Annotated in this window: 26 protein-coding genes and 1 tRNA gene; 9 read left to right on the top strand and 18 right to left on the bottom strand. The window is 42.7% G+C overall.

Going from position 1 to position 24,499, the window contains the following annotated elements; translation table 11 throughout:
* Positions 1-18: 18 nt before the first annotated feature.
* The 7 genes from ACTNB3_RS07170 to proC form a co-directional block, all read right to left on the bottom strand.
* On the bottom strand, positions 19-843 hold the full coding sequence (locus tag ACTNB3_RS07170; protein ID WP_441018367.1) for an energy-coupling factor transporter transmembrane component T family protein: 825 nt from the start codon (positions 841-843) through the stop codon (positions 19-21).
* On the bottom strand, positions 840-1,703 hold the full coding sequence (locus ACTNB3_RS07165; protein ID WP_427806952.1) for an energy-coupling factor transporter ATPase: 864 nt from the start codon (positions 1,701-1,703) through the stop codon (positions 840-842). Before ACTNB3_RS07165 ends, ACTNB3_RS07170 begins: the two co-directional genes overlap by 4 nt.
* Positions 1,694-2,539: an energy-coupling factor transporter ATPase gene (locus ACTNB3_RS07160; protein ID WP_427819609.1), complete on the bottom strand. Its 846-nt coding sequence runs from the start codon at positions 2,537-2,539 to the stop codon at positions 1,694-1,696. The genes ACTNB3_RS07165 and ACTNB3_RS07160 overlap by 10 nt, the downstream gene beginning before the upstream one ends.
* A 63-nt stretch (positions 2,540-2,602) precedes the next feature.
* On the bottom strand, positions 2,603-3,121 hold the full coding sequence (locus ACTNB3_RS07155) for a peptidylprolyl isomerase (protein WP_427806950.1): 519 nt from the start codon (positions 3,119-3,121) through the stop codon (positions 2,603-2,605).
* Positions 3,122-3,217: 96 nt separating this feature from the next.
* Positions 3,218-4,075 (bottom strand): DMT family transporter, encoded by an 858-nt coding sequence (locus ACTNB3_RS07150; RefSeq protein ID WP_441024897.1) that lies wholly within the window; start codon positions 4,073-4,075, stop codon positions 3,218-3,220.
* A gap of 18 nt (positions 4,076-4,093) precedes the next feature.
* Positions 4,094-4,678 (bottom strand): TetR/AcrR family transcriptional regulator, encoded by a 585-nt coding sequence (locus ACTNB3_RS07145; RefSeq protein WP_427806948.1) that lies wholly within the window; start codon positions 4,676-4,678, stop codon positions 4,094-4,096.
* A 126-nt stretch (positions 4,679-4,804) separates the two neighbouring features.
* Complete coding sequence (gene proC, locus ACTNB3_RS07140) at positions 4,805-5,599, bottom strand: pyrroline-5-carboxylate reductase (protein ID WP_427806947.1); 795 nt, start codon at positions 5,597-5,599, stop codon at positions 4,805-4,807.
* A gap of 275 nt (positions 5,600-5,874) precedes the next feature.
* Between proC and ACTNB3_RS07135 the strand changes: the two genes are divergently transcribed.
* Positions 5,875-6,528 carry a GntR family transcriptional regulator gene (locus tag ACTNB3_RS07135; protein ID WP_427806946.1) on the top strand — a complete coding sequence of 218 codons (654 nt, stop codon included), beginning with the start codon at positions 5,875-5,877 and terminating at the stop codon, positions 6,526-6,528.
* 104 nt (positions 6,529-6,632) lie between these two features.
* Positions 6,633-7,526, top strand: a complete 894-nt coding sequence (locus ACTNB3_RS07130; RefSeq protein WP_427806945.1) for a YitT family protein — start codon at positions 6,633-6,635, stop codon at positions 7,524-7,526.
* 71 nt (positions 7,527-7,597) lie between these two features.
* On the opposite strand, the gene ACTNB3_RS07125 is transcribed toward ACTNB3_RS07130, so the two are convergent.
* From ACTNB3_RS07125 to ACTNB3_RS07095, 7 genes are all read right to left on the bottom strand, one after another.
* The gene (locus tag ACTNB3_RS07125; protein ID WP_427806944.1) at positions 7,598-8,845 is read right to left on the bottom strand and encodes an aminopeptidase P N-terminal domain-containing protein; all 1,248 of its coding nucleotides are present in this window, start codon (positions 8,843-8,845) and stop codon (positions 7,598-7,600) included.
* 108 nt (positions 8,846-8,953) lie between these two features.
* Positions 8,954-11,329 carry a trans-4-hydroxy-L-proline dehydratase gene (hypD, locus tag ACTNB3_RS07120; RefSeq protein ID WP_427806943.1) on the bottom strand — a complete coding sequence of 792 codons (2,376 nt, stop codon included), beginning with the start codon at positions 11,327-11,329 and terminating at the stop codon, positions 8,954-8,956.
* A 4-nt stretch (positions 11,330-11,333) separates the two neighbouring features.
* On the bottom strand, positions 11,334-12,251 hold the full coding sequence (locus tag ACTNB3_RS07115; protein ID WP_427806941.1) for a trans-4-hydroxy-L-proline dehydratase activase: 918 nt from the start codon (positions 12,249-12,251) through the stop codon (positions 11,334-11,336).
* Positions 12,252-12,399: 148 nt separating this feature from the next.
* Positions 12,400-12,747, bottom strand: coding sequence for a P-II family nitrogen regulator (locus tag ACTNB3_RS07110; RefSeq protein WP_441018359.1), 348 nt, complete (start codon positions 12,745-12,747; stop codon positions 12,400-12,402).
* A 544-nt stretch (positions 12,748-13,291) separates the two neighbouring features.
* Positions 13,292-15,172, bottom strand: a complete 1,881-nt coding sequence (locus tag ACTNB3_RS07105) for a hypothetical protein (RefSeq protein ID WP_441024896.1) — start codon at positions 15,170-15,172, stop codon at positions 13,292-13,294.
* Positions 15,157-16,725 carry a tetratricopeptide repeat protein gene (locus ACTNB3_RS07100; protein ID WP_441024895.1) on the bottom strand — a complete coding sequence of 523 codons (1,569 nt, stop codon included), beginning with the start codon at positions 16,723-16,725 and terminating at the stop codon, positions 15,157-15,159. The genes ACTNB3_RS07105 and ACTNB3_RS07100 overlap by 16 nt, the downstream gene beginning before the upstream one ends.
* A gap of 369 nt (positions 16,726-17,094) precedes the next feature.
* Entirely contained in the window at positions 17,095-18,339 is a 1,245-nt protein-coding gene (locus ACTNB3_RS07095) for a 6-phosphofructokinase (protein ID WP_427808824.1), read from the bottom strand.
* A 204-nt stretch (positions 18,340-18,543) separates the two neighbouring features.
* Between ACTNB3_RS07095 and ACTNB3_RS07090 the strand changes: the two genes are divergently transcribed.
* The 3 genes from ACTNB3_RS07090 (at position 18,544) to ACTNB3_RS07080 (ending at position 19,755) form a co-directional block, all read left to right on the top strand.
* The gene (locus tag ACTNB3_RS07090; RefSeq protein ID WP_427808823.1) at positions 18,544-19,038 is read left to right on the top strand and encodes a DNA-deoxyinosine glycosylase; all 495 of its coding nucleotides are present in this window, start codon (positions 18,544-18,546) and stop codon (positions 19,036-19,038) included.
* Between the two features lie 116 nt (positions 19,039-19,154).
* Positions 19,155-19,228 (top strand) — tRNA-Arg (locus tag ACTNB3_RS07085).
* 152 nt (positions 19,229-19,380) lie between these two features.
* On the top strand, positions 19,381-19,755 hold the full coding sequence (locus ACTNB3_RS07080; RefSeq protein ID WP_427820864.1) for a metal-dependent transcriptional regulator: 375 nt from the start codon (positions 19,381-19,383) through the stop codon (positions 19,753-19,755).
* A 13-nt stretch (positions 19,756-19,768) separates the two neighbouring features.
* Here the strand turns inward: ACTNB3_RS07080 and ACTNB3_RS07075 are convergent, their stop codons facing one another.
* From ACTNB3_RS07075 to ACTNB3_RS07060, 4 genes are all read right to left on the bottom strand, one after another.
* On the bottom strand, positions 19,769-20,002 hold the full coding sequence (locus ACTNB3_RS07075; protein ID WP_427808821.1) for a hypothetical protein: 234 nt from the start codon (positions 20,000-20,002) through the stop codon (positions 19,769-19,771).
* Positions 20,003-20,130: 128 nt separating this feature from the next.
* The gene (locus ACTNB3_RS07070; RefSeq protein WP_441024894.1) at positions 20,131-21,048 is read right to left on the bottom strand and encodes a SufB/SufD family protein; all 918 of its coding nucleotides are present in this window, start codon (positions 21,046-21,048) and stop codon (positions 20,131-20,133) included.
* 2 nt (positions 21,049-21,050) lie between these two features.
* The gene (locus ACTNB3_RS07065; RefSeq protein WP_427820863.1) at positions 21,051-21,776 is read right to left on the bottom strand and encodes an ABC transporter ATP-binding protein; all 726 of its coding nucleotides are present in this window, start codon (positions 21,774-21,776) and stop codon (positions 21,051-21,053) included.
* 188 nt (positions 21,777-21,964) lie between these two features.
* A complete protein-coding gene (locus ACTNB3_RS07060; RefSeq protein ID WP_441019103.1) occupies positions 21,965-22,741 on the bottom strand; it encodes a ZIP family metal transporter in 777 nt (258 codons plus the stop codon).
* Positions 22,742-22,978: 237 nt separating this feature from the next.
* On the opposite strand from ACTNB3_RS07060, the gene ACTNB3_RS07055 reads away from it, so the two are divergent.
* The 4 genes from ACTNB3_RS07055 (at position 22,979) to ACTNB3_RS07040 (ending at position 24,434) form a co-directional block, all read left to right on the top strand.
* Positions 22,979-23,314 carry an LPS biosynthesis protein gene (locus tag ACTNB3_RS07055; protein WP_441024893.1) on the top strand — a complete coding sequence of 112 codons (336 nt, stop codon included), beginning with the start codon at positions 22,979-22,981 and terminating at the stop codon, positions 23,312-23,314.
* Positions 23,315-23,326: 12 nt separating this feature from the next.
* On the top strand, positions 23,327-23,545 hold the full coding sequence (locus ACTNB3_RS07050) for a hypothetical protein (RefSeq protein WP_427820861.1): 219 nt from the start codon (positions 23,327-23,329) through the stop codon (positions 23,543-23,545).
* 99 nt (positions 23,546-23,644) lie between these two features.
* Positions 23,645-23,836, top strand: a complete 192-nt coding sequence (locus ACTNB3_RS07045; protein WP_441024891.1) for a hypothetical protein — start codon at positions 23,645-23,647, stop codon at positions 23,834-23,836.
* Position 23,837: 1 nt separating this feature from the next.
* Positions 23,838-24,434, top strand: a complete 597-nt coding sequence (locus ACTNB3_RS07040) for an HAD family hydrolase (RefSeq protein ID WP_427820859.1) — start codon at positions 23,838-23,840, stop codon at positions 24,432-24,434.
* The last annotated feature ends 65 nt before the right edge of the window (positions 24,435-24,499 follow it).

Below are 24,499 nucleotides of genomic sequence, written 5' to 3'. Positions count from 1 at the left end.
CCGTTTCTGATTACATTATTAGAAGATCCAGATTTTAAACGGAATATATCTTCCTGCCACAAAGGAGATTGCAACATAAGCAATCGTCACCGCATAAGCTGCATAATCCCTGCCTTTATAGATCAGTGGCTTCATTTTTGTTCTTCCTTCACCGCCATGATAACATCTCGCCTCCATCGCCATTGCAAGATCATTCGCTCTCCGGAATGCAGATACAAACAGCGGTACAAGAATCGGTACCAGAGCCTTAGCTTTCTGAATGATATTTCCGCTCTCCAGATCAGCGCCGCGCGCAATCTGCGCTTTCATGATCTTGTCCGTTTCTTCCAACAGAATTGGTATGAAACGAAGAGCGATCGACATCATCATCGCAATCTCATGCACCGGAACATTCAGATGTCCCAGCGGCTTAAGAAGACTTTCCAGACCATCTGTAAGGGCATTCGGCGTCGTAGTAAGCGTCATAAGCGAAGATCCCATAATCAGATAGATCAGCCGGATTGCCATATATACAGCTGTATTTAAACCCTGTTCTGTAATCTTGAGCGGTCCGAAATGAAAAAGCAGCCTTCCTCCCGGCGTCAAAAAGAGATTAAACAAAACTGTAATCATAAGAAGCATTATGATCGGTTTTAGTCCTTTCAGGATATACTTCACCGGAACAGTCGACAATCTGACCACACATACAAGAAACAAGGTCGCCAGAAGATAACCGATAATACTTTTAAACATAAAAAGCGAAATAAGGTACAAAAGTGTACACACAATTTTCACCCTCGGATCCAGGCGGTGAATCCTGCTGTTCGCCGGATAATATTGTCCTATTGTAATATCTCGAATCATTCCGTCTTCTCCTTCTTAGTCACAGCAGCCATGATCTCATCCGCCGCTTCTTCAATCGTTGTCGCATGGACGGACACATCCAATCCGTTCTCCTTCAGTTCGTGCATGATGTAAGTCACCTGTGGAGCCGCCAGTCCAACGGATTCCAGTTCCTTATAATGTGAGAACACGCGCTTCGGCACATCATCAAACATAACTTCCCCATGGTTCATCACAATGATACGATCCACATATTTTGCGATATCCTCCATACTATGAGAAACCAGGATCACCGTCATATCACTCGTCTTATGCAGATATGCGATCTGATCCAGGATCTCATCTCTGCCTTTCGGGTCAAGTCCTGCTGTCGGTTCATCCAGAACCAACACTTTCGGACACATGGCAAGCACTCCGGCTATTGCCACTCTTCTCTTCTGTCCACCGGAAAGTTCAAACGGAGACTGCTCATAGTATTTCTCCTTGAGTCCTACCAACTTCAAAGCTTCCCGGGCACGTTCTTCACACTCTTTCTCCGAGAATCCCTGATTTTTCGGTCCGAAACATACATCTTTGAGCACATCCACTTCAAAAAGCTGATGCTCCGGATATTGGAACACCAATCCCACCTGGCTACGCAGTTCTTTCATATTATAACCGTCTGCGTAAATGTTTTCTCCGTTATAATAAACCGTTCCGCTCGTCGCTCTGATCAGGCCATTGAGATGCTGGATCAGAGTAGATTTTCCCGAACCGGTATGCCCGATAATTCCGACAAACTGTCCATGCGGGATCTCCAGACAGATATCTTTTAAAGCCTGTTTTTCATAAGCAGTATCTGCGCTGTAAATATAATTCACATGTTCTAATTTTATCGACATAATATTTCCACCAATTCTTCTTTTTTCAAAATACCTGCAGGAATATCAAGCCCTCTCTTGCGAAGCTCATCCGCAAGGATCGTAACCTGCGGCACGTCCAGTCTGTACTCTTTCAGCAAATCAACCTGTGAAAAGATCTCTCTCGGAGTTCCCTGCATCACAACATGTCCATGATCCATCACAATCACCTGATCCGCGTCCACAACTTCTTCCATATAATGCGTAATCAGAATGACCGTAATATGTTCTCTCTTTCTCAATTCCTGTACACTTTCCAATACTTCCTTGCGTCCGTTGGGATCGAGCATTGCAGTCGGTTCATCCAGTACAATACACTTCGGGCGCATAGCCATAACTCCTGCGATTGCCACCCTCTGTTTCTGCCCTCCTGACAGCTTATTGGGAGAGTGATGCCGATACTCGATCATCCCGACCGCCTTCAGGCTTTCCTCCACTCTCTTCCAGATCTGTTCCGTCGGCACTCCGAGATTCTCCGGGCCAAATCCGACATCTTCTTCCACCACTGTACCGATGATCTGATTATCCGGATTCTGAAAAACCATCCCCGCGCTCTGCCGGATATCCCATAAATACTCTTCTTCTTTTGTATCTTTTCCGTCCACCCACATCGTTCCTTCTGTGGGTACCAGAATCGCATTCATATGCTTTGCCAGCGTAGATTTTCCCGAACCGTTATGCCCAAGAATTGCTATAAACTGCCCAGGCTCAATATCCAGATCCACCTCATCCACAGCACGGCTCATTCCGATGATATTGCCTTCCTCGTCACGTTTTGCATATTCAAATACCAGCTTATCTGTCTTAATCATCTTCATGCCATTTCCTCATATTTATCAAGGCAGCGCCTATATCAAACGCTGCCTTTCCCGTTTTTCTTATTAGCACTTCTCCGGTTCCGGATATTCTGTACCAAATGTTTCAACCGTCACCTTTTTCATCTTCTGATCTGTAATCGGTTTATCTCTGAAATCAGTGTCCGTCTCAGCAATCTTATTTACCACATCCATGCCTTCGATGATCTTACCAAATGCTGCATAAGCACCGTCCAGATGTGGAGAATTCTTATGCATAATAAAGAACTGTGATCCCGCTGAATCCGGATTCATTGCCCGAGCCATGGAAATCACACCCGGTTCGTGTTTCAGTTGATTGTCGAAGCCATTCTGAGCGAACTCTCCTGCAATAGAATACCCCGGTCCGCCCATACCGGTTCCATTCGGGCATCCGCCCTGAATCATAAATCCATTGATGACACGATGGAAGATCAGCCCATCATAGAATCCTTTATTTACCAGTGAAATAAAGTTATTAACTGTATTCGGTGCAACTTCCGGATACAATTCCACCTTCATTACATCACCATTTTCCATCTCAAATGTTACGATTGGATTTGCCATATTATCAATCTCCTTTTTTTCTTATTACTGTACCCTATTTTAACGAAACTCTCCCGGTTCGTAAATAGTTTTCTTCCAATTCTCTTATATTTCCGCTCATTCAGCCACTTTTTGTGTAGAATAAAAAACAACTGCAAGGATCAGAGCACCACCTGCGATCTCCCTGATTCCGGGGATCTCTCCGAGAAAAATCAAAGCACTTACGATTCCGTAAACTGATTCCAGTCCGGAAATAATGCCGGCCGTCTGCACGCGTACCGTGCGAAGTCCATTTATAAAAAGGGAATGAGCAACGGCAGTAAACACAACGCCGAGAAGCATCAGCACACCCACATCTTTCAATGTGACTTGCGGTCTCAAAATCAACAACATCGGGAACAACACGACCGCTGCCGTTGCCTGTTCATAGAACGATACGACCGTTGCCGGGTAACTCCCCGAAAACTTCCGATTCATCAACGACAGCACTGCATAAGTCACTGCACTTAAAAGTCCCCACAGAACACCCCTTGTCATCGTATTCTGAAGCGTAAATTCCGGAACGATCAGAAATACACCTGCCAGCATGACAACTGCACAGACAACATCCGATGTTTTGAGTTTCTCATGAAATACATATGGTTCCATAATTGTAACGAAAAGGGGAAATGTAGAAAATGCCAAAGTTCCAACTGCCACCGTGGAACTCTGAATCGCCTGCATGAAACTGCTCCAGTGTACCGCAAGAATCACACCGGCTGCGATCATCCACAGATAATCCGCTCGCCTCTTTAATCGGATTCTCTGTCTTCGTACCAACAAAAAGCCCCATAAAAACACCGACGAGAAAAGCACTCTTCCCAAAACAATAATAACCGCAGGGAGATCCACCAGCTTGGCAAAAAGCCCGACCACTCCGAACAAAAATACGGCCAGATGCACTGACAAAAGTCCTTTATTGTCACTCTTTTCCATGCCCTCGTTCCTTTCCGCCTATTGTTTAACCCGGAAATGCTCCATCAAAATCGGCATATATTCCTTACTGTATTCCGCAAGCGAATAGCTTCCTCTGTTCAGGCACCAGTCTGAAACAAGCGCGCGTTCACAAAGCGAATAATACTTTGTGATTTCCTGGATCGACTTTTCCCTGCTGATCTGGTTTCTCACATGCCCTTCTTCCACAATTCTGCTGATCAGGCGATAATATGTCCGGTTCTGATCCAGAAGATTACGTTCTCCTTTTGCGATCAGCTGTGTGGAATACAAAGATGCCAGAAGCGTCACATCAATCTTCGTCTCCATAAACAAATGCGACTTATAATTCAAAAACATCAGCTTATCAAAGCTGTTCATATTTTCATCAAGCTCTTCCTCCAGATTTGCATAATACTCATCCAGAATTGTCGAAAGCGTGTCCAGCAACGCATCTTTTCCAGAAAAATAATAATAAAACGATCCTTTAGAAGTATCAGATAATCGAATGATATCATCCACAGTTGTATCGTCATATCCTTTTTCATAAAACAATTCCCACGCTGCATCTACGATTCGACGCTTAACATTTTGCTTTGATGCCACTTACCTAACCTCCTCAAACTGCCTGCATCCAGCCGGCAGACGTTCTGGAACTCCAACATTTCAGAACATATATAGAAATGACCGGATGCACAAGTACACCCGGCCTCTTTCATTATTGTATCATAATTATAAGTTTTTTGCAACCTCTGCACAAGCTTCCATCGCCTCAAAAACAGCACTTCTAAGCCCTCTCTCTTCAAGAACACGAACCGCTTCAATCGTTGTTCCTCCTGGTGAGCATACCATATCTTTAAGTACACCCGGATGCTCGCCTGTCTGAAGAATCATTTTTGCACTTCCCAGCACTGCCTGTGCAGCAAATTTATACGCCTGATTTCTCGGCATTCCTTCTTTCACCGCTGCATCGGCCATTGCTTCAATAAATATAAAGATATATGCCGGTGAGCTTCCGCTTACAGCGACAACCACATCCATAAGGTTTTCTGTAATCACTTCTGTCTTTCCAAATCCCTGAAGAATCCGACATACATAATCCAGTTCTTCCTTCGTCACATTTTTATTCGGAGTCACTCCAGTCATACCTTCCCCTACCATCGCCGGAGTATTTGGCATTGTACGGATAATTTTTACAGTATCACCAAACTGCTCTCCCAACCATTCAAGTGTCTTTCCCGGAGCAATCGTAACGATCAGCTGTTCCGGCCTTACCAGAGATTTTATTTCTCCAATCACGCTTTCATAAAACTGTGGTTTAATGGATAAGATCACAACCTCAGATTTCTCCACAACTTCCTTATTATCGTCTGTCACATGAATTCCATACTGCTCTTTCAAACGTTCTCTCCCCGGAGCAAATAAATCGGAACCAATTATTTCATCTGGTTTAAAAATATGATTCTCAATGATTCCTTTCATCATAGCTCCTGCCATGTTTCCACACCCAATAAATCCTAATTTCATACCCTTCTCCTCCTGAAATATCCTGCATACGGCTTTTGACCGCTTGTGCTTCTTTAATTCTGTTGGCTGTTTTTTGCGTTGTTTCATTGTATACAATCATTCAATTTGTATACAATTTCCTCATTTGCATACAATTTACCATTTCTTATCGCAAAAGTCAATACTGCTGCGTCACAAAAATATCCATAAGACAATTTTCTACAAAACCTTGAATTTCCCTTCTCTTTTTTATACAATATATACAATACTTTTTTTAAAAACAGAAAGGGAAAATCATGGTTGCTCCAAGAAAATCACTTGCCGATCAGGCTTATGAAAAAATCAAGAACAACATACTGAATCTCACTTATGCCCCCGGTATGACACTCACGGAATCAATGTTGACTCAGGAACTGGGCATGAGCCGTAATCCGATTCGGACTGCACTCAAAATGTTGCAGTCAGAAGGACTGATTGTGACGGATTACTACAAATCCATGCGTGTAAAAGAGATCAGTTACCAAGCCGTCACAGAAATCTATCAGATTCGTGAACTGTTCGAAGGTGCTGCTTTCAAGCTGATTTTTGACAGCGGTCGTGCAGAAGAATTCTCCTATAAAATAGAGGCCCGTGTTGTTCGCATGTGTGCTGTGGCCGCCGACCCTTTTGAATGGGAACTTGCAGATACCCAAATGCACCTGGAAATCATCAGCATTTTTGAAAACGAACGTATTACCCGTTTTTACGAATCGAATCTTGCAGAATTGGTTCGTATCGGACTCTATTCAGTCCGAAACGGTATGCAGATTGATGCTACAAATACAAATCTTAAAAAAATGATCACATATATGCGCGAGAATGATTATGAACACGCTTTCAGCATTCTCCATGATGATCACTTTACACTGGGGAAGGATAATGCACTCGAAAATCTTCTTTCCACAAGCTAGTACGAATTATTTTTCATTTTTAAAAAAGATCATTGATTTTCTCCTTACTTTTCTCTATACTCTAAATGTTAGATGAATATATTTCCAAACAAGGGGGAAACAGTATGTCATTCAATTTACCAATTTCAAAAGAGCAGCGCCATGCGATTACATCTCTTGGCACTGCTGTTTTCGGTGCTGTCATGTTTGCCTTTGGGTTGAATGTGATGATCATTCCGCTTTCATTATATAACGGCGGTTTCATGGGTATTGCACAGTTAATCCGTACCCTGCTCATCGCAATCACCGGTATTTCATTCGGGCAAACAGATATTGCCGGTATTATTTACTTTCTGCTCAACCTGCCACTCATCTATCTGGCATGGTCAAAAATGGGGAAAGGCTTTTTTGTGCGGTCCATGATCGTAATCGTAGTTCAGACTGCGGCACTTACCTTGATTCCGATTCCATCCGCACCGCTCATCGAGGACTATCTGACCGCATGTATCATCGGTGGCATTATTGCAGGTGCAGGTTCCGGACTCATTCTTCGCGGAGAGAGTTCAGGCGGTGGGCAGGACATTCTGGGGATCTATATGACCCAGCGCTTTCCAGGCTTTAGTGTAGGAAAAGTAGGACTGTTGATTAACATTTTTGTGTACAGTATCTGCTTTTTCATGTTCAACATCGAAATCGTAATCTACTCATTGATTTATGGCGTTGTGTACGCAACAGCATGTGACCACATACATATTCAGAATATCAATGTCAGCGTTATGATTTTCACTAAGAAAGCGGGTATTGCTGAAGCAATCATGGAGCAGACGCGGCGTGGTGTTACGAACTGGGATGGAGAGGGCGCATACACACATGCAGATTCCTCTATCCTGATGGTTGTCGTTTCAAAATACGAAGTCAACGAGTTGAAACGCATTGTAAAATCTATTGATCCGAACGCATTTATGATTTTCACCGAAGGATGCGATATAGACGGTAATTTCGAAAAAAGACTTACATAAGCTTGACAAAAAGGACAGTCCAATTGGAACTGTCCTTTTTTCTATGCTTCTTTTCCATCACAATTTGCAAACTAATGTCCCATGATCCCTTCAATCTGCTCGATTGTTCTCGGGATTGCATGAGAAAGATTCTCACATCCATTTTCTGTAATCAGGCAGTTATCCTCCAGACGGAAGCCGATTCCCCACTCTTCGTGATATATTCCGACATCCACACAGAATACCATGTTCGGTGCGGTCAATCTTTCTTTCGCATCTACCACATCATGTACATCGAATCCGACATGATGCGCTCCACCATGCCACATATAAGTACCGATGTCTTCATAATTGCTGCACACTCCGGCCTGTTTCAACTGTTCAAAGTTGTATTTACGAACCATATTGTCTACTTCCTTCATCGGAATTCCCGGTTTCAGTGTACGGAACATATATTCAGATGTATTATATGCACACTGATACAGCAATTTCTGACGCTCAGAGAATTTTCCGTTACACGGCCATCCTCTGGAAACATCATTGATTTCATAATCCCAGACAGCGCCCACGTCATTCAGAATCATATCTCCATCCTTTGACTGTCCGCGATAGTCATAATAATGGATACAGAAGTTATTATTTCCCGCTGAGATAATAGACGGAAATCCCGGTGCAAGGACCCCTCTCTGTGCCAGCGCATAATCAAACTCTGCTTTATACTGATATTCATACATACCCGGTTTGGACGCACGCATCATGGCTTCGATTCCGGCACCGGTAATGATCTCGGCCTTTCTCATCGCTTCAATTTCACATGGCTTTTTAATCGTACGCTGACGTTTCAACTGTGGATGAATATTTTCAAGCGCAATATACGGTGCAGTTTCCTTCAGTTCTCTTGCAAGTGCAAATGCTTCATTACCCCCATCATTCTGGAAGGCTTCATCAAAGTCAAGGCATACACGTTTCACATTGCCTGAACGGATATTTTTTTCCATATCTTCTTTAAAAGTTCCCACATAACCAAACGCATGAACTCCAGATAACTCCTCCGCTTCCGCCTCTTTGATTCTTCGTCCTGTCCATCTTTCTTTCATGGCATCCGGTGGCAGAATATACAGTTTTTCTTCATATTCCCCTTCTTTGCCTGTCACTGCCATAAGAACGGTATCAGCCTGTTCAACACCTGTTAAGTACAGGAAATTACGATTTGTAAAAAACGGGTAGTCTTCATCATTTGTTTTGCGTGGTGCATGTCCCGCAAACATAATGACAAGCGACTGCGGTTCCAGACTCTTATACAATTCTTTTCTGTTTTCTTCGAAAAACTCTCTCTTCATTTTTCCATTGCCTCCTGAAGTTGTATTATAAAATGTTCGTAACTGTTCATGAAAGGGACGTAACACAATACAATGTTACGTCCCTGCCTTATGCATTTTTAATTAAGATTAATTAAAGCTCTGCTCTGTACGATTGATAATTTCATCTTGGAGCGCTTTACTCAGGTTTCTGAAATGATCACTGTATCCGGCAACACGAACGATCAGGTCTTTGTATTCCTCTGGATTCTTCTGTGCTGCGATCAGAGTCTCACGGTCGATAACATTGAACTGGATATGATGTCCATCCATATTAAAGTATGAGCGGATCAGGTTTGCCATCTGATCAAGTCCTTCTTCTCCGGCTACTACACTTGGAGTAAACTTCTGATTAAGAAGCGTTCCTCCGGTCATCAAATGATCCATCTTTGCACATGATTTGATAACTGCAGTCGGTCCATTTGTATCTGCACCCTTTTCCGGAGAGATTCCTTCTGAAACCGGAACATGAGCAAGACGTCCGTTCGCACTGGCCATCATAACATCTCCGAAGTAAACATGGCAGGTAGTCGGAAGCATGTTCACGCGATATGTTCCGCCCAGCATATTCTTTCTTCCGGTTACTTCTCCCTGATAATATCCGAATACGCTCTTCATGATATCATCTGCATAATCATCATCATTTCCGTACTTCGGTGTATGATTCTTCACCAGATTCAGAATTCTCTCATGTCCTTCAAAGTTGTCATCCAGAGCCTGCATCAATTCTTCCATGGTAAATGTCTTCTTATCGTATACATTATATTTTACAGCTGCCAGACAGTCTGTGATAGTTCCGATACCAACGCCCTGAAGATACTTGGTATTGTATCTTGCTCCGCCTGCATTGTAGTCCTTTCCTTTGGAAATACAGTCATTTGTAATAATAGAAAGGAACGGTGCCGGCATATATTCTGCGAAAATCTTTTCGATTACATTACTTCCTTCGATCTTGATATCGATGAGATACTTCATCTGCTTCTTAAATGCATCAAACAGCTCATCATATGTCTTAAAATCCGTTGCATATCCCAGCTTTAATCCAAGCTGTTTGCCGCTCATCTTATCAAATCCGTTGTTCAGTGTCAGTTCAAATACTTTCGGAATATTGAAATATCCGGTCAGGATATATGCTTCATTTCCAAACGCTCCGGTCTCAACACACCCGCTGGTACCACCGCGTCTTGCATCCTCCAGCGACTTTCCTGCATTCAGGAGCTCCTGAATAATTGCTTCCGTATTATAGAATGCCGGCTGTCCCCATCCTTTACGAGAAATCTCACATGCTCTCTTAAGGAATTTCTGTGGCGTCTTGCGGCTGATCTGAACATTGGAGCTTGGCTGAAGCAGTTTCATTTCATCCATGCAGTCCAGAATCAAATAACTTACATCATTTACACCGTTCTCTCCGTCCGGCGTAATCCCACCTGTATTAATATTTGCGAAATCAGTATAGGTGGAGCTCTCTTTCAAAGTAATTCCAACTTTCGGCGGTGCCGGCTGATTATTAAATTTCACCCACAGACATTCCAGAAGTTCCAGTGCTTTCTTTTCATCCAGAATTCCTGCCTCTGTATCCTTTACATAGAATGGATTCAGGTGCTGATCAAGACGTCCCGGCGAATAAGCATCCCATGGATTTAACTCTGTAGTAACTCCCAGATGAACGAACCAGTACATCTGAATTGCCTGCCAGAATGTCTCCGGTTTGTGTGCCGGAACAACATCACAGTTTGCTGCAATCTGAAGCAATTCTGCTTTTCTCTGTTCATCCGTCTCTTTTTCTGCCAGTTCTCTTGCATATGCCGCATAACGTTCACCAAGTTTCATAATGGCATCACATGCTTTAGACATACCGCGAAGCTGGTTTCTCTTATCAAATGCTTCCGGATCATTCTGGAAATCCAGTGCCTCGATAGACTTCTGAATATCTTCTTTATAATCAAGGAATCCTTTTTCATAGATCTTCACAGATCCTACCGTATGTCCCGGTCCTCTCTGCTCCATGAATTCTGTAAAGATACCTGCTTCGTAACAATCCTTCCACTCCGGTGTCATATTTGCAATGATCTTGGAACGGGTAGAACGGTTATCCCAATACGGAATAACAACTTTCTCCTGATAGTCATAATCTTCTTCCTTTACAGAAAAATTGATCAGTTCACGATCATTCATTACATGCATATCTTCTACAGTATGGCAGCAAAGCTCCGGAAATGTCGGTGCCGCCTGCGGGCTGTCACCTTTCTCACCAACAATTAATTCTCCTTCTCCAATGTAAAGAGTCTTGGTTGAGAAATAGTCATAGAGAACCTGTCCACGAAGTTCCGGAATAGACAGCTGTCCTTCATATTTCTTATAAGTCTCCGTTTCACTCTTTGCACGTTCCAGGTCAATGTGCGGCTGAGTGCTCACACTCAATTCACGAAGTGCCTGAACTCTTGCATTCATACCTCTTTTTTCCATAGCTTTACCCTCCTATTTTTGTGTTTTGAAATCCTGCTTTTTTAAACAGTTCTGTAAAATGTTCCATTTCTTCCTTGGCAGGTGTCTGTAGTGCTTCCCCCGGATAATCCGTCTCCAGCCGTCCGTACTTACTGCTTCCAGTATTATGGTAAGGCAGGAGGTTCACCTGCGCCACCTGTATATGATGAGCTTTCAGCCAGTCGATGACCGCCTGCATACTCGCATCATCTGCATTTACCCCCTTGATTGTAGGAATACGAATATAGATTTTTGCTTTCCGTGCCGGATCAGCGCTCAGTTTTTCAAGATTCTCCAGAATCAGCTGATTGCTGACTCCGATATATTTCTGATGTACTTCATCGTCCATCACTTTTATATCATAGAGAAACGTATTGATATATGGAAGAATCTTTTCAAAATTCTCATAAGGCGCATAGCCGCATGTATCAATCGTAACCGTGATTCCATGCCGATCCAATTCCTTTACAAGCGGAAGAATATAGTCCATATCCATGCACATCACTTCTCCGCCGGACAGGGTTACTCCTCCTCCAGATTCTTCATAGAACATTTCATCTTTCTTCAGCTCTTTTACGAGCTCTTTTATCGCATATTCCTTTCCCGCGACTTCCCGGATGTTAGCCAGGCAATACTCTGTACATTTTCCACAACCATCGCATTTATTGTGATCAGTAACCGCTTTACCGTCCTCTATCCGAATCGCTCCATTCGGGCAGGCCTGCACGCAGGCTCCGCATCCGGTACATTTCTCCCGATTCGTCAGAATCTGTTTCTTAAAATTCTGTGTTTCCGGATTGTGGCACCATGCACATTTAAGCGGGCAACCTTTAAAAAAAACACTGGTTCGAATTCCATCTCCGTCATGTATGGAATACTTTTGTATATTCGTAATTAACGTCATAAGTTCTATCTCCCTTGAACGCTTTAGACCATTGTTTGAACTTTAGTCTAATTTTACCATTCTTCCCTATTGCTGTCAATAGCTTTTCACGTTTAAAGGAGGCATACGCAAAACCGCATACCTCCTTTATGAGTAGTATATCAAAATTTTACAAAGCGTCTTTTCCTCGTTCGCCGGTCCTGATACGAACAATATCTGCCACATCTGTAATGAAAATCTTTCCATCTCCATACACACCTGTTCGTATTTCCCGACAAACCTTTCGAATAATCGGTTCAGATTCCTCTGCAGTAACAACACATTCCACCTTCAGTTTCGGGATTGTATTGCCCGACTTGGGCATCACTCCACGCCACATGTGCTGATCTGTGACTCCCTTCTGATTACCATATCCCATAATATTCGTAATCATAATTCCATGATATTCGCATACTTCCAGCAATTCTCGTAAATCATCCAATTTACCTGGTCTGATGATAATTTCTATTTTTTTCATTTCTCCTCTCCTATGCTCTACCTGCCCTTTGCCAGCAATACGACTGCTCCGGACAGTATATTTAGAAAACACAAAAGCGCACTACATGTTACTGTAATGCGCCCTTACATTTCCGTCAGATAAAATTTAGAGTCCCGGGATAAAAACAAAGGCATTGCACGATGAATGCAACGCCTTTGTTCGCTTCGTTCTTTATGAACTTGTGATTATTCTACCCTAAAGTACACGTCTGGTCAATCCCGAAATATTTCCTAAATTTGGCTGACATCTTTTCATAATATGGTCCTTTTTCACAATTTTATGCACAAACACCTCTTTTTAATGCATTTTATCCATGTTCACAATTTGTTCATTTATCTTTCAAAATTCTTTCATTTGTTAATCATTCTTTCTTCACATCTCTTCTGTATACTAAAACCATCAAATAAATGAAATGCATAAAGACGATAAGAAGTAATCATACTATTGAGATAAACTTTTTCATAATACATGCCGGGAACTGCGTAAGCGGTTACCCGGCATCCTCCCTTTTTCAGGCCTTTATTCACTTCCTTTTTTTCCAAAACAGCAGTAATATTATTCCGCCCATCATAACGAAGCAAGCAGCAAAGATTCCTGTTGATTCATTCTTCCGCATTCCATCTTCAATTTTCTCTTCATCCGATTTCTTTCTTTCCAATGCTTTCTTTATCGGCCATACTACATCCTTAAACGAATTTTCCTGCTTCATAATCTCCAGATTGACCGTTCTTTGGATATAATTTCCGGCAATATCCTGTGCTTCAATCACAATTTCATATGTTTTTTCTGCACAGAGTCCAAGCTGTACATTTTTATGTGATGTAAGCATCTGCGATTTTCCATTGATCATGACGTTCTGAATCCAATCCCTGTATTTCTCCGGATAAATCTCTATTTTGATGCTTTGATCAAATTGGCTTCCGCTTTCAATTTCTTCCTTTGTATCGGCATTTCTAATGATAATTCTGGGCGAAGTCCGGTCAATTTCAAATTCTGCACATTCTTCTGCTTCATTCCCGGCTGCATCCACCGCTTTGATTACAAATCTGTGGATTCCTTCCCGCCAAATCCGTTCTCCCGAATGATACAACATTCCATCCAATTCCATTTTGCAGGTATATGTTGTGAAATCCAGTATTTGCGACTTTTCGTCAAAGCTCCAGACAAATTCTTTCATACATTTTCCATCAATATCAGACAAAACCGGAAGTTCCGGCGGCGTACTGTCAACTGCAAATGTCCTCCGCATCGAATTGGTATTCCCTGCCATATCAACAGCTTCTATCTGAATTATGTAAATTCCTTCCTTCTCACAAAGCAGCTCTGCTTCCATTCCCTCTTTTTCATTCCAGTTGTCCACCTGAAGGGTTTCTTTCTCTCCTGCGGGATTTTCTCTTTCTACATATGCTGTGAGCTTTTGCATCAGATTTTCCTCACATGCTTGAAATTTTAATGTAACTGGGCGATCAGAGACTGCATAATTTTCCACTCCTTCGATCCGAAGCAGCGGAGCGTGAGTGTCAATCCGTATTTCAAAAGAAACTGCATTTTTATTTCCGGCAAAATCCTCCGCTTCGGCAGTAACAACAATGCCTTTTCCCTGTTTTGCCTCCTCTCTTACTTGAAAATTCAGGTGCTCTTTATCGTCGGAAATATATTTCTTTCCGTTTGCACTTCCTTCAAAATCAGCCACCTTGCTAAAATCATCGCCGCACTGCATCTCCACTGCAACCGATGCCAGATACCATATCCCGGTTTTCACGGGCTTAATGATCCGAATCTTCGGAGGGATTGAATCTACCTTCCACTCCCATACTTTCTTCCAGCTTTCCAAATCTTCTTCCGGATTCTGGGGTTCATTCGGACTTTCTCCATTCATAGTCGTATCGGTTTCTTCTTCATTTTCTGTATCGCACTCAGATTCCTGTTTGAAAGTTTCTTCTGTCTTCAGATCATATGAATATTCATCCGCTTCTCCCATCCCCGGTTTTTCCTCTTCTTTTCTGTCCGGATCAGCTTCTTCCTTCTCAGCTTCGTCTCCTCTCTCTTCTCTGATCAGTTCCGTTTCCAGTTTATAAACGCCGTCACCCGATTCTATATTCCAGACTTTTTCCTTGTTTTCCAGATTCAATTCGCCTTCTTCGATTGTCCCGTCCGCATAATAGAACTTGTATTTTGTCACGAACCCTTCATCCTGATGGAGAATCCGTATTTTCGGTAATTTGTGATAATATCCATTCTTTCCGTCCGGCTCATCATATTGAACCTGATAGCCTTTTATCACCGGAGTTTCTCCCGGAAGCTCCTCTTTTTCATTTTCCAATATGCCTGCATACACATATTGGCTTACGAACGCCATAGCCACGATTAGGAAAGCCATTCCTGCCTTTATTTTCCCACCCATACTTCTTCTCCTTTCATTGTAATTTCGTATTGTTTCTGCAATTTTTGAAATTCTATATTTGTCGTCAGATTCGGCAGGGTATCCACCGCTTTTTTTACAAGTTGGGCACATACCTGACGCTCGATTCCCGCATCTTTCAGATGCTTTTCCAGATATGCCAGCCATAATTTTTCAGAGTCGGGAATACGTTCCATGGACTCGCGGCATATCGCCCAGGATTGTTCCAGATTTCCTTCTTCCTCATAGAGTTTTTCCAAACGCAGGTAAATTTCTTCCAATCCTTCCCTGCTGTCTTCCAACTCTTTCACCCTCTCATATTCTGCAGCTGCTTTTTCGTTTTCTCCTTCCGTTTCATACGCTTTTGCCAGATACTTTCTGAGTGTTTTTTCCTGCTCACGATTTGTTTCATTCCACAGAACTTCCTGTTCCATTTCTTCTCCCAACCACATGGCTTCGTCCCAGGCTTCCTGTGTCCCCAGCATCCCATATGTCATCATAAAAGGAATTTTATACCAGTATTCTTTTCCTCGGATCCACACTCCGTTTTCTTGTTCTTTCAATAATTTTCTTCCCGTTTCCAATGTATCTGCCAATTCATTTTTCACAAAATTCTCCGATCCGCCTTTTTGTATATATTCAAAAATCGTCAGATATATCCCGGCAAATGGCAGCTGTTCCGAAGCTTTTTCGAGACATTTTCTCCCTTGTTCAAAATTATTCATCTCGACACAATATATAATGCCAAGTTCAAGGTAAGCTCTTCCCTCCTCTTCCGTGTCCTTCTCCTGATCCATCGTAATATTCTTCTCTGATGGACTGTCCTCTTTTTCCCCGGACGCAGCTTCCGAGTTCACCATTTTCTGCTGCTCCTTTTCCCAAATCACTCCTGCGGTCACCAGTATGACAAGTGCGGCACACACGAAGGCTTTCCGCCTCATCCCTCTTCCATTTCTCTTTCTTTGCGTCGTATTCTCTCTCTTTCCTGTATTTCCAAATGGAGCAAGCATCCGCAGATCGGTCTGTATTTCTGCCATCATACGGATTCCGTCCTTTTTCCCGGAAAGACATTTTTCAATTATTTTTCTTATCAGACGTTTTTCACGCCTGGTACACAGTTCTGTCAGATGACATTTCTCCAGCATAAACTGATATGTTTTTCCAAGTCCGTAACAGTCATCTTCCAGCTCCGCATTCTGCGTCAATATATGCTCCTCTTTTACGAACAGCATCCGCACTTTTTTCTTCTGCATTCTGCGAATCTGATCTTCATTTCCCGGATCCATAATATCCAGAAGCATGATTTCGGAGTCTTCCCCGATAATCACAGCATATGGATTCACAAAGCCATATGCCTTTCCATTCTCCCATTTATAATACTGCTCCAGTCGCTGTGCGATCTCTGCCATCCAGTGCCACAGACATTCTCTCGAAACAGGATACTCTTCCTTCACATATTGCATGATGGAAATCCCCTTCACATAGTCACTGATCATATGGCAATAGCCATTTTGCTCCAGAAACCGGAACACTGCATATTCCGATCTTTCTGCCACGATATCCCTCCCGCTTTCTATTATTTTCGCTTTGGATTCTTACCTGAAATTAAAATTGAAATACTGTTACTTAGAAGTTCTCATGAAATAGAGAATTGAATTAGAGTGATTCATATATTAACCGCTTTCCTTGGAATTTGCAACAGAAAAATGAAGGTAATGTTTCACAAAATTTCTGTCCTATTTTGTCGAGAAAGATCCCTTTCACCTATTTATCTTCCCTTAGCTACGCCGTTTTTCTGCTTTGTGAAATCTGCTGCCCGCACCCAAATCAAGCAAAAATTCTTCTTACTGACCCAGAGAAAAAAGACGTACCCAAATGGATACGTCTTTCATATAATTATTTCAAAAAATCAACGTGTCAGTGCACTAACCCATTAAATGCCCCGGTTTGTAAAGGTGTCTCGGAATACCATCAACCATAACCGGAGAAACATCTCCCTGGATCAGAGGTCTTACATAAGTAACGAAATCTTCTGTTACGTAGGTTCCCTCTTCGTTTACCCATTCTCTCGGTACCAGACGTTCGTCGTTGGCAATCTTATGCACATCTTTCACCTCTGTTCCACACTGATACGGATCGTCAGAATGACGTACCAGTACAACCATCTTTCCGCTGTCGCCTTCGTCAGCAGCCTTAACTGCGGCACCACCTACCTGATAAGCTTCCAGAATATCTACACGGGAACTGCAGTGAGATGCTGAACGCTGCAGCGTGCTGAGCTCAATTGCACGAGTCTTGCATCCGACCTCTGCTGCTACATAATTTGCCAGATAGGATGCGGTTCCTGTCAGCTGTTTGTGACCAAATGCATCAACGAAATCAGCACTCTGTCCTAATTCGCATACATAGCGTCCATCTGCAAGTTTGATTCCTTCTGATACAGCTACTACAACAGATGTCTTTGTCTCCAGAAGTTTGTGGATACGAGCCATAAAATCGTCCAGATCGAATGTTAATTCCGGAAGATAGATCATATCCGGTCCCTGACAGTCTTCCCCCTGTGCAAGTGCAGCGGCTCCTGTCAACCATCCTGCGTTACGTCCCATGATCTCAACGATCGTAACAAGTCCCTTGCTGTATTCCAGGCAGAAACTGTCGCGAATGATCTCTTTTACAGATGTTCCGATGTATTTTGCGGCACTTCCGAATCCCGGTGTATGGTCTGTCAGAGCGAGATCATTGTCAATGGTCTTCGGGCAGCCGATGAATTTCTGCGGATGTCCTTTGATAATCGCATAATCAGACAGTTTCTTGATCGTATCCATGGAATCATTTCCACCGATATAAATAAATGCTTCAATATCCAGCTTGTACAAGATTTCAAAAATCTTGTCATATAAAGCCATATTCTCATGAATTTCCGGCAATTTGTAACGGCATGACCCAAGATATGCAGCCGGTGTTCTCTTTAAAAGTTCAGCATCAAGTTCGTTTGTAATATGTTCAGAAAGATCAATATATTTCTCCTCTAATAATCCCTGGATACCATGAAGCATACCATAAACCTTATTCGCTCCACGGTCTTTTGCTGTACGGTAAACACCCGCCAGACTTGAGTTGATTGCTGCAGTAGGCCCCCCTGACTGTCCTACGATTACATTTCCTTTCATAAATAGCTACCTCCGTTTAGTATACATTTACTGTCAATATCCCTATTTTAGTGCATTGTGACGATTTTGTCCAGTGAAAACGTTATAATTTTGACAGTTTATCGAATTTATTTGCATTTCTGTCGAAATTTATGCTATGCTATGATCGTATAAAACGCCGTCAGGCAATCACCAGACAATACCGAAAGGAGAATGAATGTAACTATGTCAGAACAACATTACGTCCGGCATGAAATTGATCCGATATATGATTCAAATTCCCGGATCCTAATTCTTGGGAGTTTTCCTTCCGTCAAATCCCGTGAAAGCAACTTTTTCTACGGACATCCCCAGAATCGTTTCTGGCGATTACTCTCTGCTCTTTTTGAATGCCCGCTTCCACAGACAACAGAAGAGAAAAAAGTTCTTCTGCTTTCCAACCGAATTGCGATCTGGGATGTGATCGCCTCCTGTGAGATTACCGGTTCTTCTGACAGCAGCATTAGAAATGTCGTTCCGGCTGATCTGTGTCGCATAACCGACACTTCGCCTATCGAAAAAATCTTTACAAACGGTGGTACTGCAGATAAACTCTACCGGAAATACTGCCGTCCTCAGACACAGATGGATGCCATCCGGCTGCCTTCCACCAGCCCGGCAAATGCGGCATGGTCATTTGAGCGCCTGCTCACAGAATGGGAACAAATCCGGATCCAGTAACAGCGGCACAAATAGCAATAAATTTTTTGATTAATTTTTTTATTTTTTCGCTTGACAATCTGTATTTCCTGATATATAATATGTTTTGTTGTGAAGCAGTGATGTTTTACAAGGATGTGCGCTTAGCTCAGCTGGATAGAGCGTTTGGCTACGGACCAAAAGGTCGGGGGTTCGAATCCTCTAGCGCACGTTATTCAATCCCTTACAGTAATGTAAGGGATTTTTTGTTATCCTGCAGTTATGACTCGGCCACGTCGGAAAGTTCAATTGTAATTTCCTTGTAAATGTGATATTCTTTTATATAATACAGTCGTCCATGATTTATTGATAGGAGAAATAACTATGAAAATACAAGAATCTGCTGAAAATTACCTGGAAACCATCCTGATCATTGGAAATCGTCAGGGCTATGTCCGCTCCATCGACATTGCAAATGAACTCGGTTTTTCCAAGCCAAGTGTCAGTGTCGCCATGAAGAATCTTCGGCTGAATGGATATATTATCGTTGATGCAAATGGACATATCACTTTATCAGATACAGGACGGGAAGTGGCCGAAACGATCTATGAGCGCCACACGCTACTGACAAGCTGGCTCGTTAGCCTTGGGGTGGATGAGAAGATTGCAGCCGAGGATGCCTGCCGTATGGAACACGTAATCAGCGCTCCCAGTTTTGATGCTATCAGAAAGCATGTCAAAAATCACCAGAAGAAATAAATACTGCGCAGATTCAATCTGCGCAGATATATGGTGCAATTTCTTTTACAAGTTCACCTGCACGCGGTGAATAAATACGAAGTTTAGCTTTTTTCCCAAGTCCCATTCCCAAAACGCACAATACGGATTTCGCGTCAATTGCAAAAGATCCAAGATCCATTCTTATATCACCAAAATATTTGGAGACTTTCGCCGTAAAATCAACTGCGTCTTGTTCAGTCTGAAGAAAAACACTTTGTTCAATCATCCTATGCGCCTCCATTCATAAAAAAGTATAAAAAGCAACAGAACCATTCAGCTCCATTGCTTTTCAAGAATTATATCACCTTTTTTCGACAGATACAAGAAAATAGTTTTTAAGATTTTGTAAAGTTTTTATTTCAAAAATCCATTTACGATTTCTTCTTCTGCCTCTTTTTCTGTGAGCCCCAGAGTCATCAGCTTGATGATCTGTTCCCCTGCTATTTTACCGATCGCTGCCTCATGGATCAAGGCTGCATCCGGATTATTTGCAGTAATCTCTGGAATCGCACTGATATTTGCATTGTCCATGATAATAGCGTCACATTCTGTATGACCGCTGCATTTTGCGTTGCCGTTGATCACGGATTTGAATATCTGAACCGAATTATCTCTTGCAACCGCACGGGAAATGATATTCGCGCTGGAATCCACTCCGTTCAGATCTACATCGAATTTACTCTCCGCCCTCTGATTTCCATGCGTCATCAGTCTCTCTGTGACAACCAGTTTTGCGCCTTTTTTAAGACTTGCCTTCGTCGTGCGAACCGTAGAATCTACACCTTTGATCTGGACCATTTCCATTTCCATCTCACTGTTTTCATCGAGATCCACTTCCGTCTGCGGATTCATGATACGTTCTCCTTTGCCGTCTCCGCTTCCATAGTGTTTCTCAACATATTTCACATGTGCATTCTTTCCGACAAAGAAACGATGGATTCCATCATGACGGCTGGCTGCATCTCCGCCGTTATGGATTCCGCAGCCTGCAACAATCACGACATCGCAGTCATCTCCGATATAAAAATCATTATAAACCATTTCCTCAAGTCCGCTCTGGCTGAGAAGCACCGGAATGTGCACGCTCTCTTTCTTCGTTCCGGCCTTGATCTTAATATCGATGCCGGAAACATCCGTTTTCGAAACAATGTCAATGTTGGCTGTCGTATTTCTGGCTGCACTCTCACCGTTTGCACGGATATTGTATGCTCCTGCCGGGATTTCATGAAGCCCGGCTACAGCTTCCAAAAGTTCTTTCTGTATGCTGTCCATGCCTATCTCCTCCCATCACATACATTTACTGCACTGGAGCTTCCCAGAAGCTTCGGCAGGATCTCTTCTTTGACTCCATGATCTGTTACCTCGCCATCACCGATGACCAGAATCTCATCTGCAATATTCAGGATCCTCTCCTGATGGGAAATGATCAGAATCGAACCGTGAATCTCCCGATGCATCTTCTCAAATACCTGAATCAGATTCTGAAAACTCCATAGATCAATACCGGCTTCCGGTTCATCAAACACGGACAGCTTGGTACCTCTTGCTAAGACCGTTGCGATCTCGATTCTTTTCAGTTCCCCTCCGGAAAGGCTGGCATTCACTTCACGATTAATATAATCCTTTGCGCAGAGTCCCACCTGCGATAAATATTCACAGGCGCCGCTGATTGAGATTTCTTCCCCTTTTGCGAGTCGGATCAAATCCAGAACCGTTATCCCCTTAAATCGTACCGGCTGCTGAAATGCATAACTGATTCCCATTCTCGCACGATCCGTAATACTCATCTCTGTGATATCCTGCCCATCCCAAAGAATCTGACCTGATGTCGGCTTCTGAATTCCTGCGATCAGCTTCGCAAGTGTAGATTTGCCTCCCCCGTTCGGTCCGGTAATGACTGTAAATTTCCCATCGGGAATCACAAAACTGATATCCTTTATAATCTCTTTATCCACACCGTCCTCCGGCACTTCAAAAGATATGTGCTTTAATTCTAACATGGTGTTTCCTCCGTTTTTAATATCGCATGTTCACACATTCCCCTGCTGTCGCTGACCGCTCGCCTTTCGGTCATAACAACCGATTCCATGCTGTGCTAGTCATCATCGTACCAATAATTTCCGGATTTTACAAGCTTTATTAGCATTTCTGCCACTATGTGCGTAAAAAAATCCATTCGAAAACCATTTTACCCAAGTGCAACATCCAAAATCATCATCAATACAAATCCGATTGCAAAACCTACCGTTGCGATATTCGAATGTTCTCCCTCCGATGCCTCCGGAATCAACTCTTCTACTACTACATACAGCATTGCTCCCGCCGCAAAGGCCAAAAGATACGGAAGAACCGGTTCAATATATGAAGCCAGCCAGATTGTCAGCAGAGCACCCAAAGGTTCCACGATTCCGGACGCAGCTCCATAGAGGAACGCCTTACCGCGGCTGATTCCCGTACCTTTCAGCGGCATGGAAATAATGGCACCCTCCGGGAAATTCTGGATTGCAATCCCGATTGCAAGTGCAAATGCTCCCGCCAGCGTGATCCCGGCACTTCCCTCCAGCATCCCGGCAAACACAACACCAACCGCCATACCTTCCGGAAAATTATGAAGTGTCACGGCAAAAATCAACATCATTGATTTCGAAAGACTACTGTGCGCCCCTTCCGGCTCATCACTTCCCAGATGCAAATGCGGTATCACCCGATCCATCAAAAGCAAAAATGCCATTCCCAGAAGCAATCCGACCGCAGCCGGAATGAACGCAAGTCTTCCCATTCCTTCTGACATATTCATGGCCGGAATCAGAAGCGACCACACCGAAGCAGCCACCATGACACCTGACGCAAATCCCAGCAGAATCTTCTGCAAAAGCGGCTTCATTTCATGTTTCAAGAAAAATACACAGGCAGATCCCAGCGCCGTACCAACAAACGGAATCATAATTCCTATCAATAAGTTCATAACTTTTTTCCTCCATCTTTTTTTACGTCACTCAAAGATGCCGGGAGTGAGAACTTCTCACCCTGACAACATTCTATGATTATACCACAGAAATGATGAATGGGGAATAATGGCTTGCGTTATCTTATTGCTCTTTACATATCTGATTATAAAAGATTTACAAGCCTTCCTGCCCGTGATAAAATACATTCGTATACCAGTCACTATTCACCAGATATATATTTCTTGGAGTACAATATGAAAATCGAAGGAAATGAAACAGAAATAAAAGCAATGCAAGAATTTCACAAAGGGAACCGTGCAGAAGGTCTTCGGATTCAAGAAGAATTTGCCAGTGCATTCCGGGAAGAATACAAGAATAAAGATCACTGCCCTTGTAAAAAAGCATGCAGATATCACGGAAATTGTAAAGAGTGCGTTGCGATCCATCGGGCTCATCAGGAACATGTTCCTAACTGTATGCGGCCTATTATCAATGCTAAGATCAAAATTTTATCCGAACTCACCGAACATACGATTGCAAATGAAATCGAAGCGCCACATGAAATATTAAGAAAAGCTTCCCAAGAATAAGGAGAACATACCATGTTTATAAATGAAGATACCACCTACAATGATATTCGTGAACGATCACTTTTACAATGGCTTGATGAAATGGAACACCACGAGGATGTTGCCGTTCGGGGTGGCGTGAAGCTCTGCCGGGAATATATCCAGTATCTCAAGCAAAGAAATACAAAGCTGGAAGAAGAAAATGAACTCAAAAGTACCTATCTGAAAAAATATTCCAAACGGAACCTCTAAGATATTTGAATCGTCTCGATTTTCTTTACGAATAAGATTTCTCCATCAATTTGTGCTACAAAGGTTTAAGTAAATAAACAGAAAGGCGGCATTCCTTTGATGGAAAGCAACAACGAAATTATAAAATTGATTGAAGAATTTAAAAGTTGTCAAAATGTATTGATTGCTCTCGGTGATGAAACCCGGCAGCATCTTATGCTGGAAATGATGAAAATGGAACACGAAAAAGATTATGAAAGCGCAGCCGGACAGCACCGTCTGCATTATAATAACACTGGATGGAGGACCTGATATGTTGAAATATAAAAATGTTGTCTTTGATTTTGGAAATGTAATCGCTACTTTTGATGAAGACTATATTCTTGGAAAATTCTGTGATTCGCCGGAAGACCTCGAACTTTTGCGTAACGCAGTCTTCTATAACTGGGCGCAACTTGATGAGGGTACTGCTGATTATGACACATCCATACAGCACGCAAAAACACTTGTACCTGAGCGTCTGCATGACAATGTAACGGATTTTTTCCGGAACTGGCACAAATATCTGCAGCCAATTGAAGAAATCTGGTCTCTGATCCGAAAACTGAAAGAAAACGGAGCATCTGTCTATATTCTTTCCAATGCTCCGACTCATTTCGCTGATCATGCAGATTTTTATGAAATCGTCCAAGAATTTGACGGAATCGTATTCTCTGCACCGATTGTTATGGCAAAACCAAAACCGGAAATCTATCATCATCTGTTCGATACTTATCATTTGAAACCGGAGGATAGTTTCTTCATTGATGATAAACCGGAAAATATTGCTGCCGGCCAGGCACTTGGGATGGACGGATATATTTTCAAGGGGGATATCGCAGAGGTTTGCAGAAAGCTTGGATTAGGCTAAAGAGACAGCGGGGAAGGAGAGTCGGCGGGGACAGGTTCCTTGACTCACATTTGTGAGTCAAGGAA

The organism is Bariatricus sp. HCP28S3_D3, from assembly GCF_052065755.1.
Taxonomy (GTDB): Bacteria; Bacillota; Clostridia; order Lachnospirales; family Lachnospiraceae; genus Allocoprococcus.
This window is presented reverse-complemented; position numbering and strand designations above follow the sequence as displayed.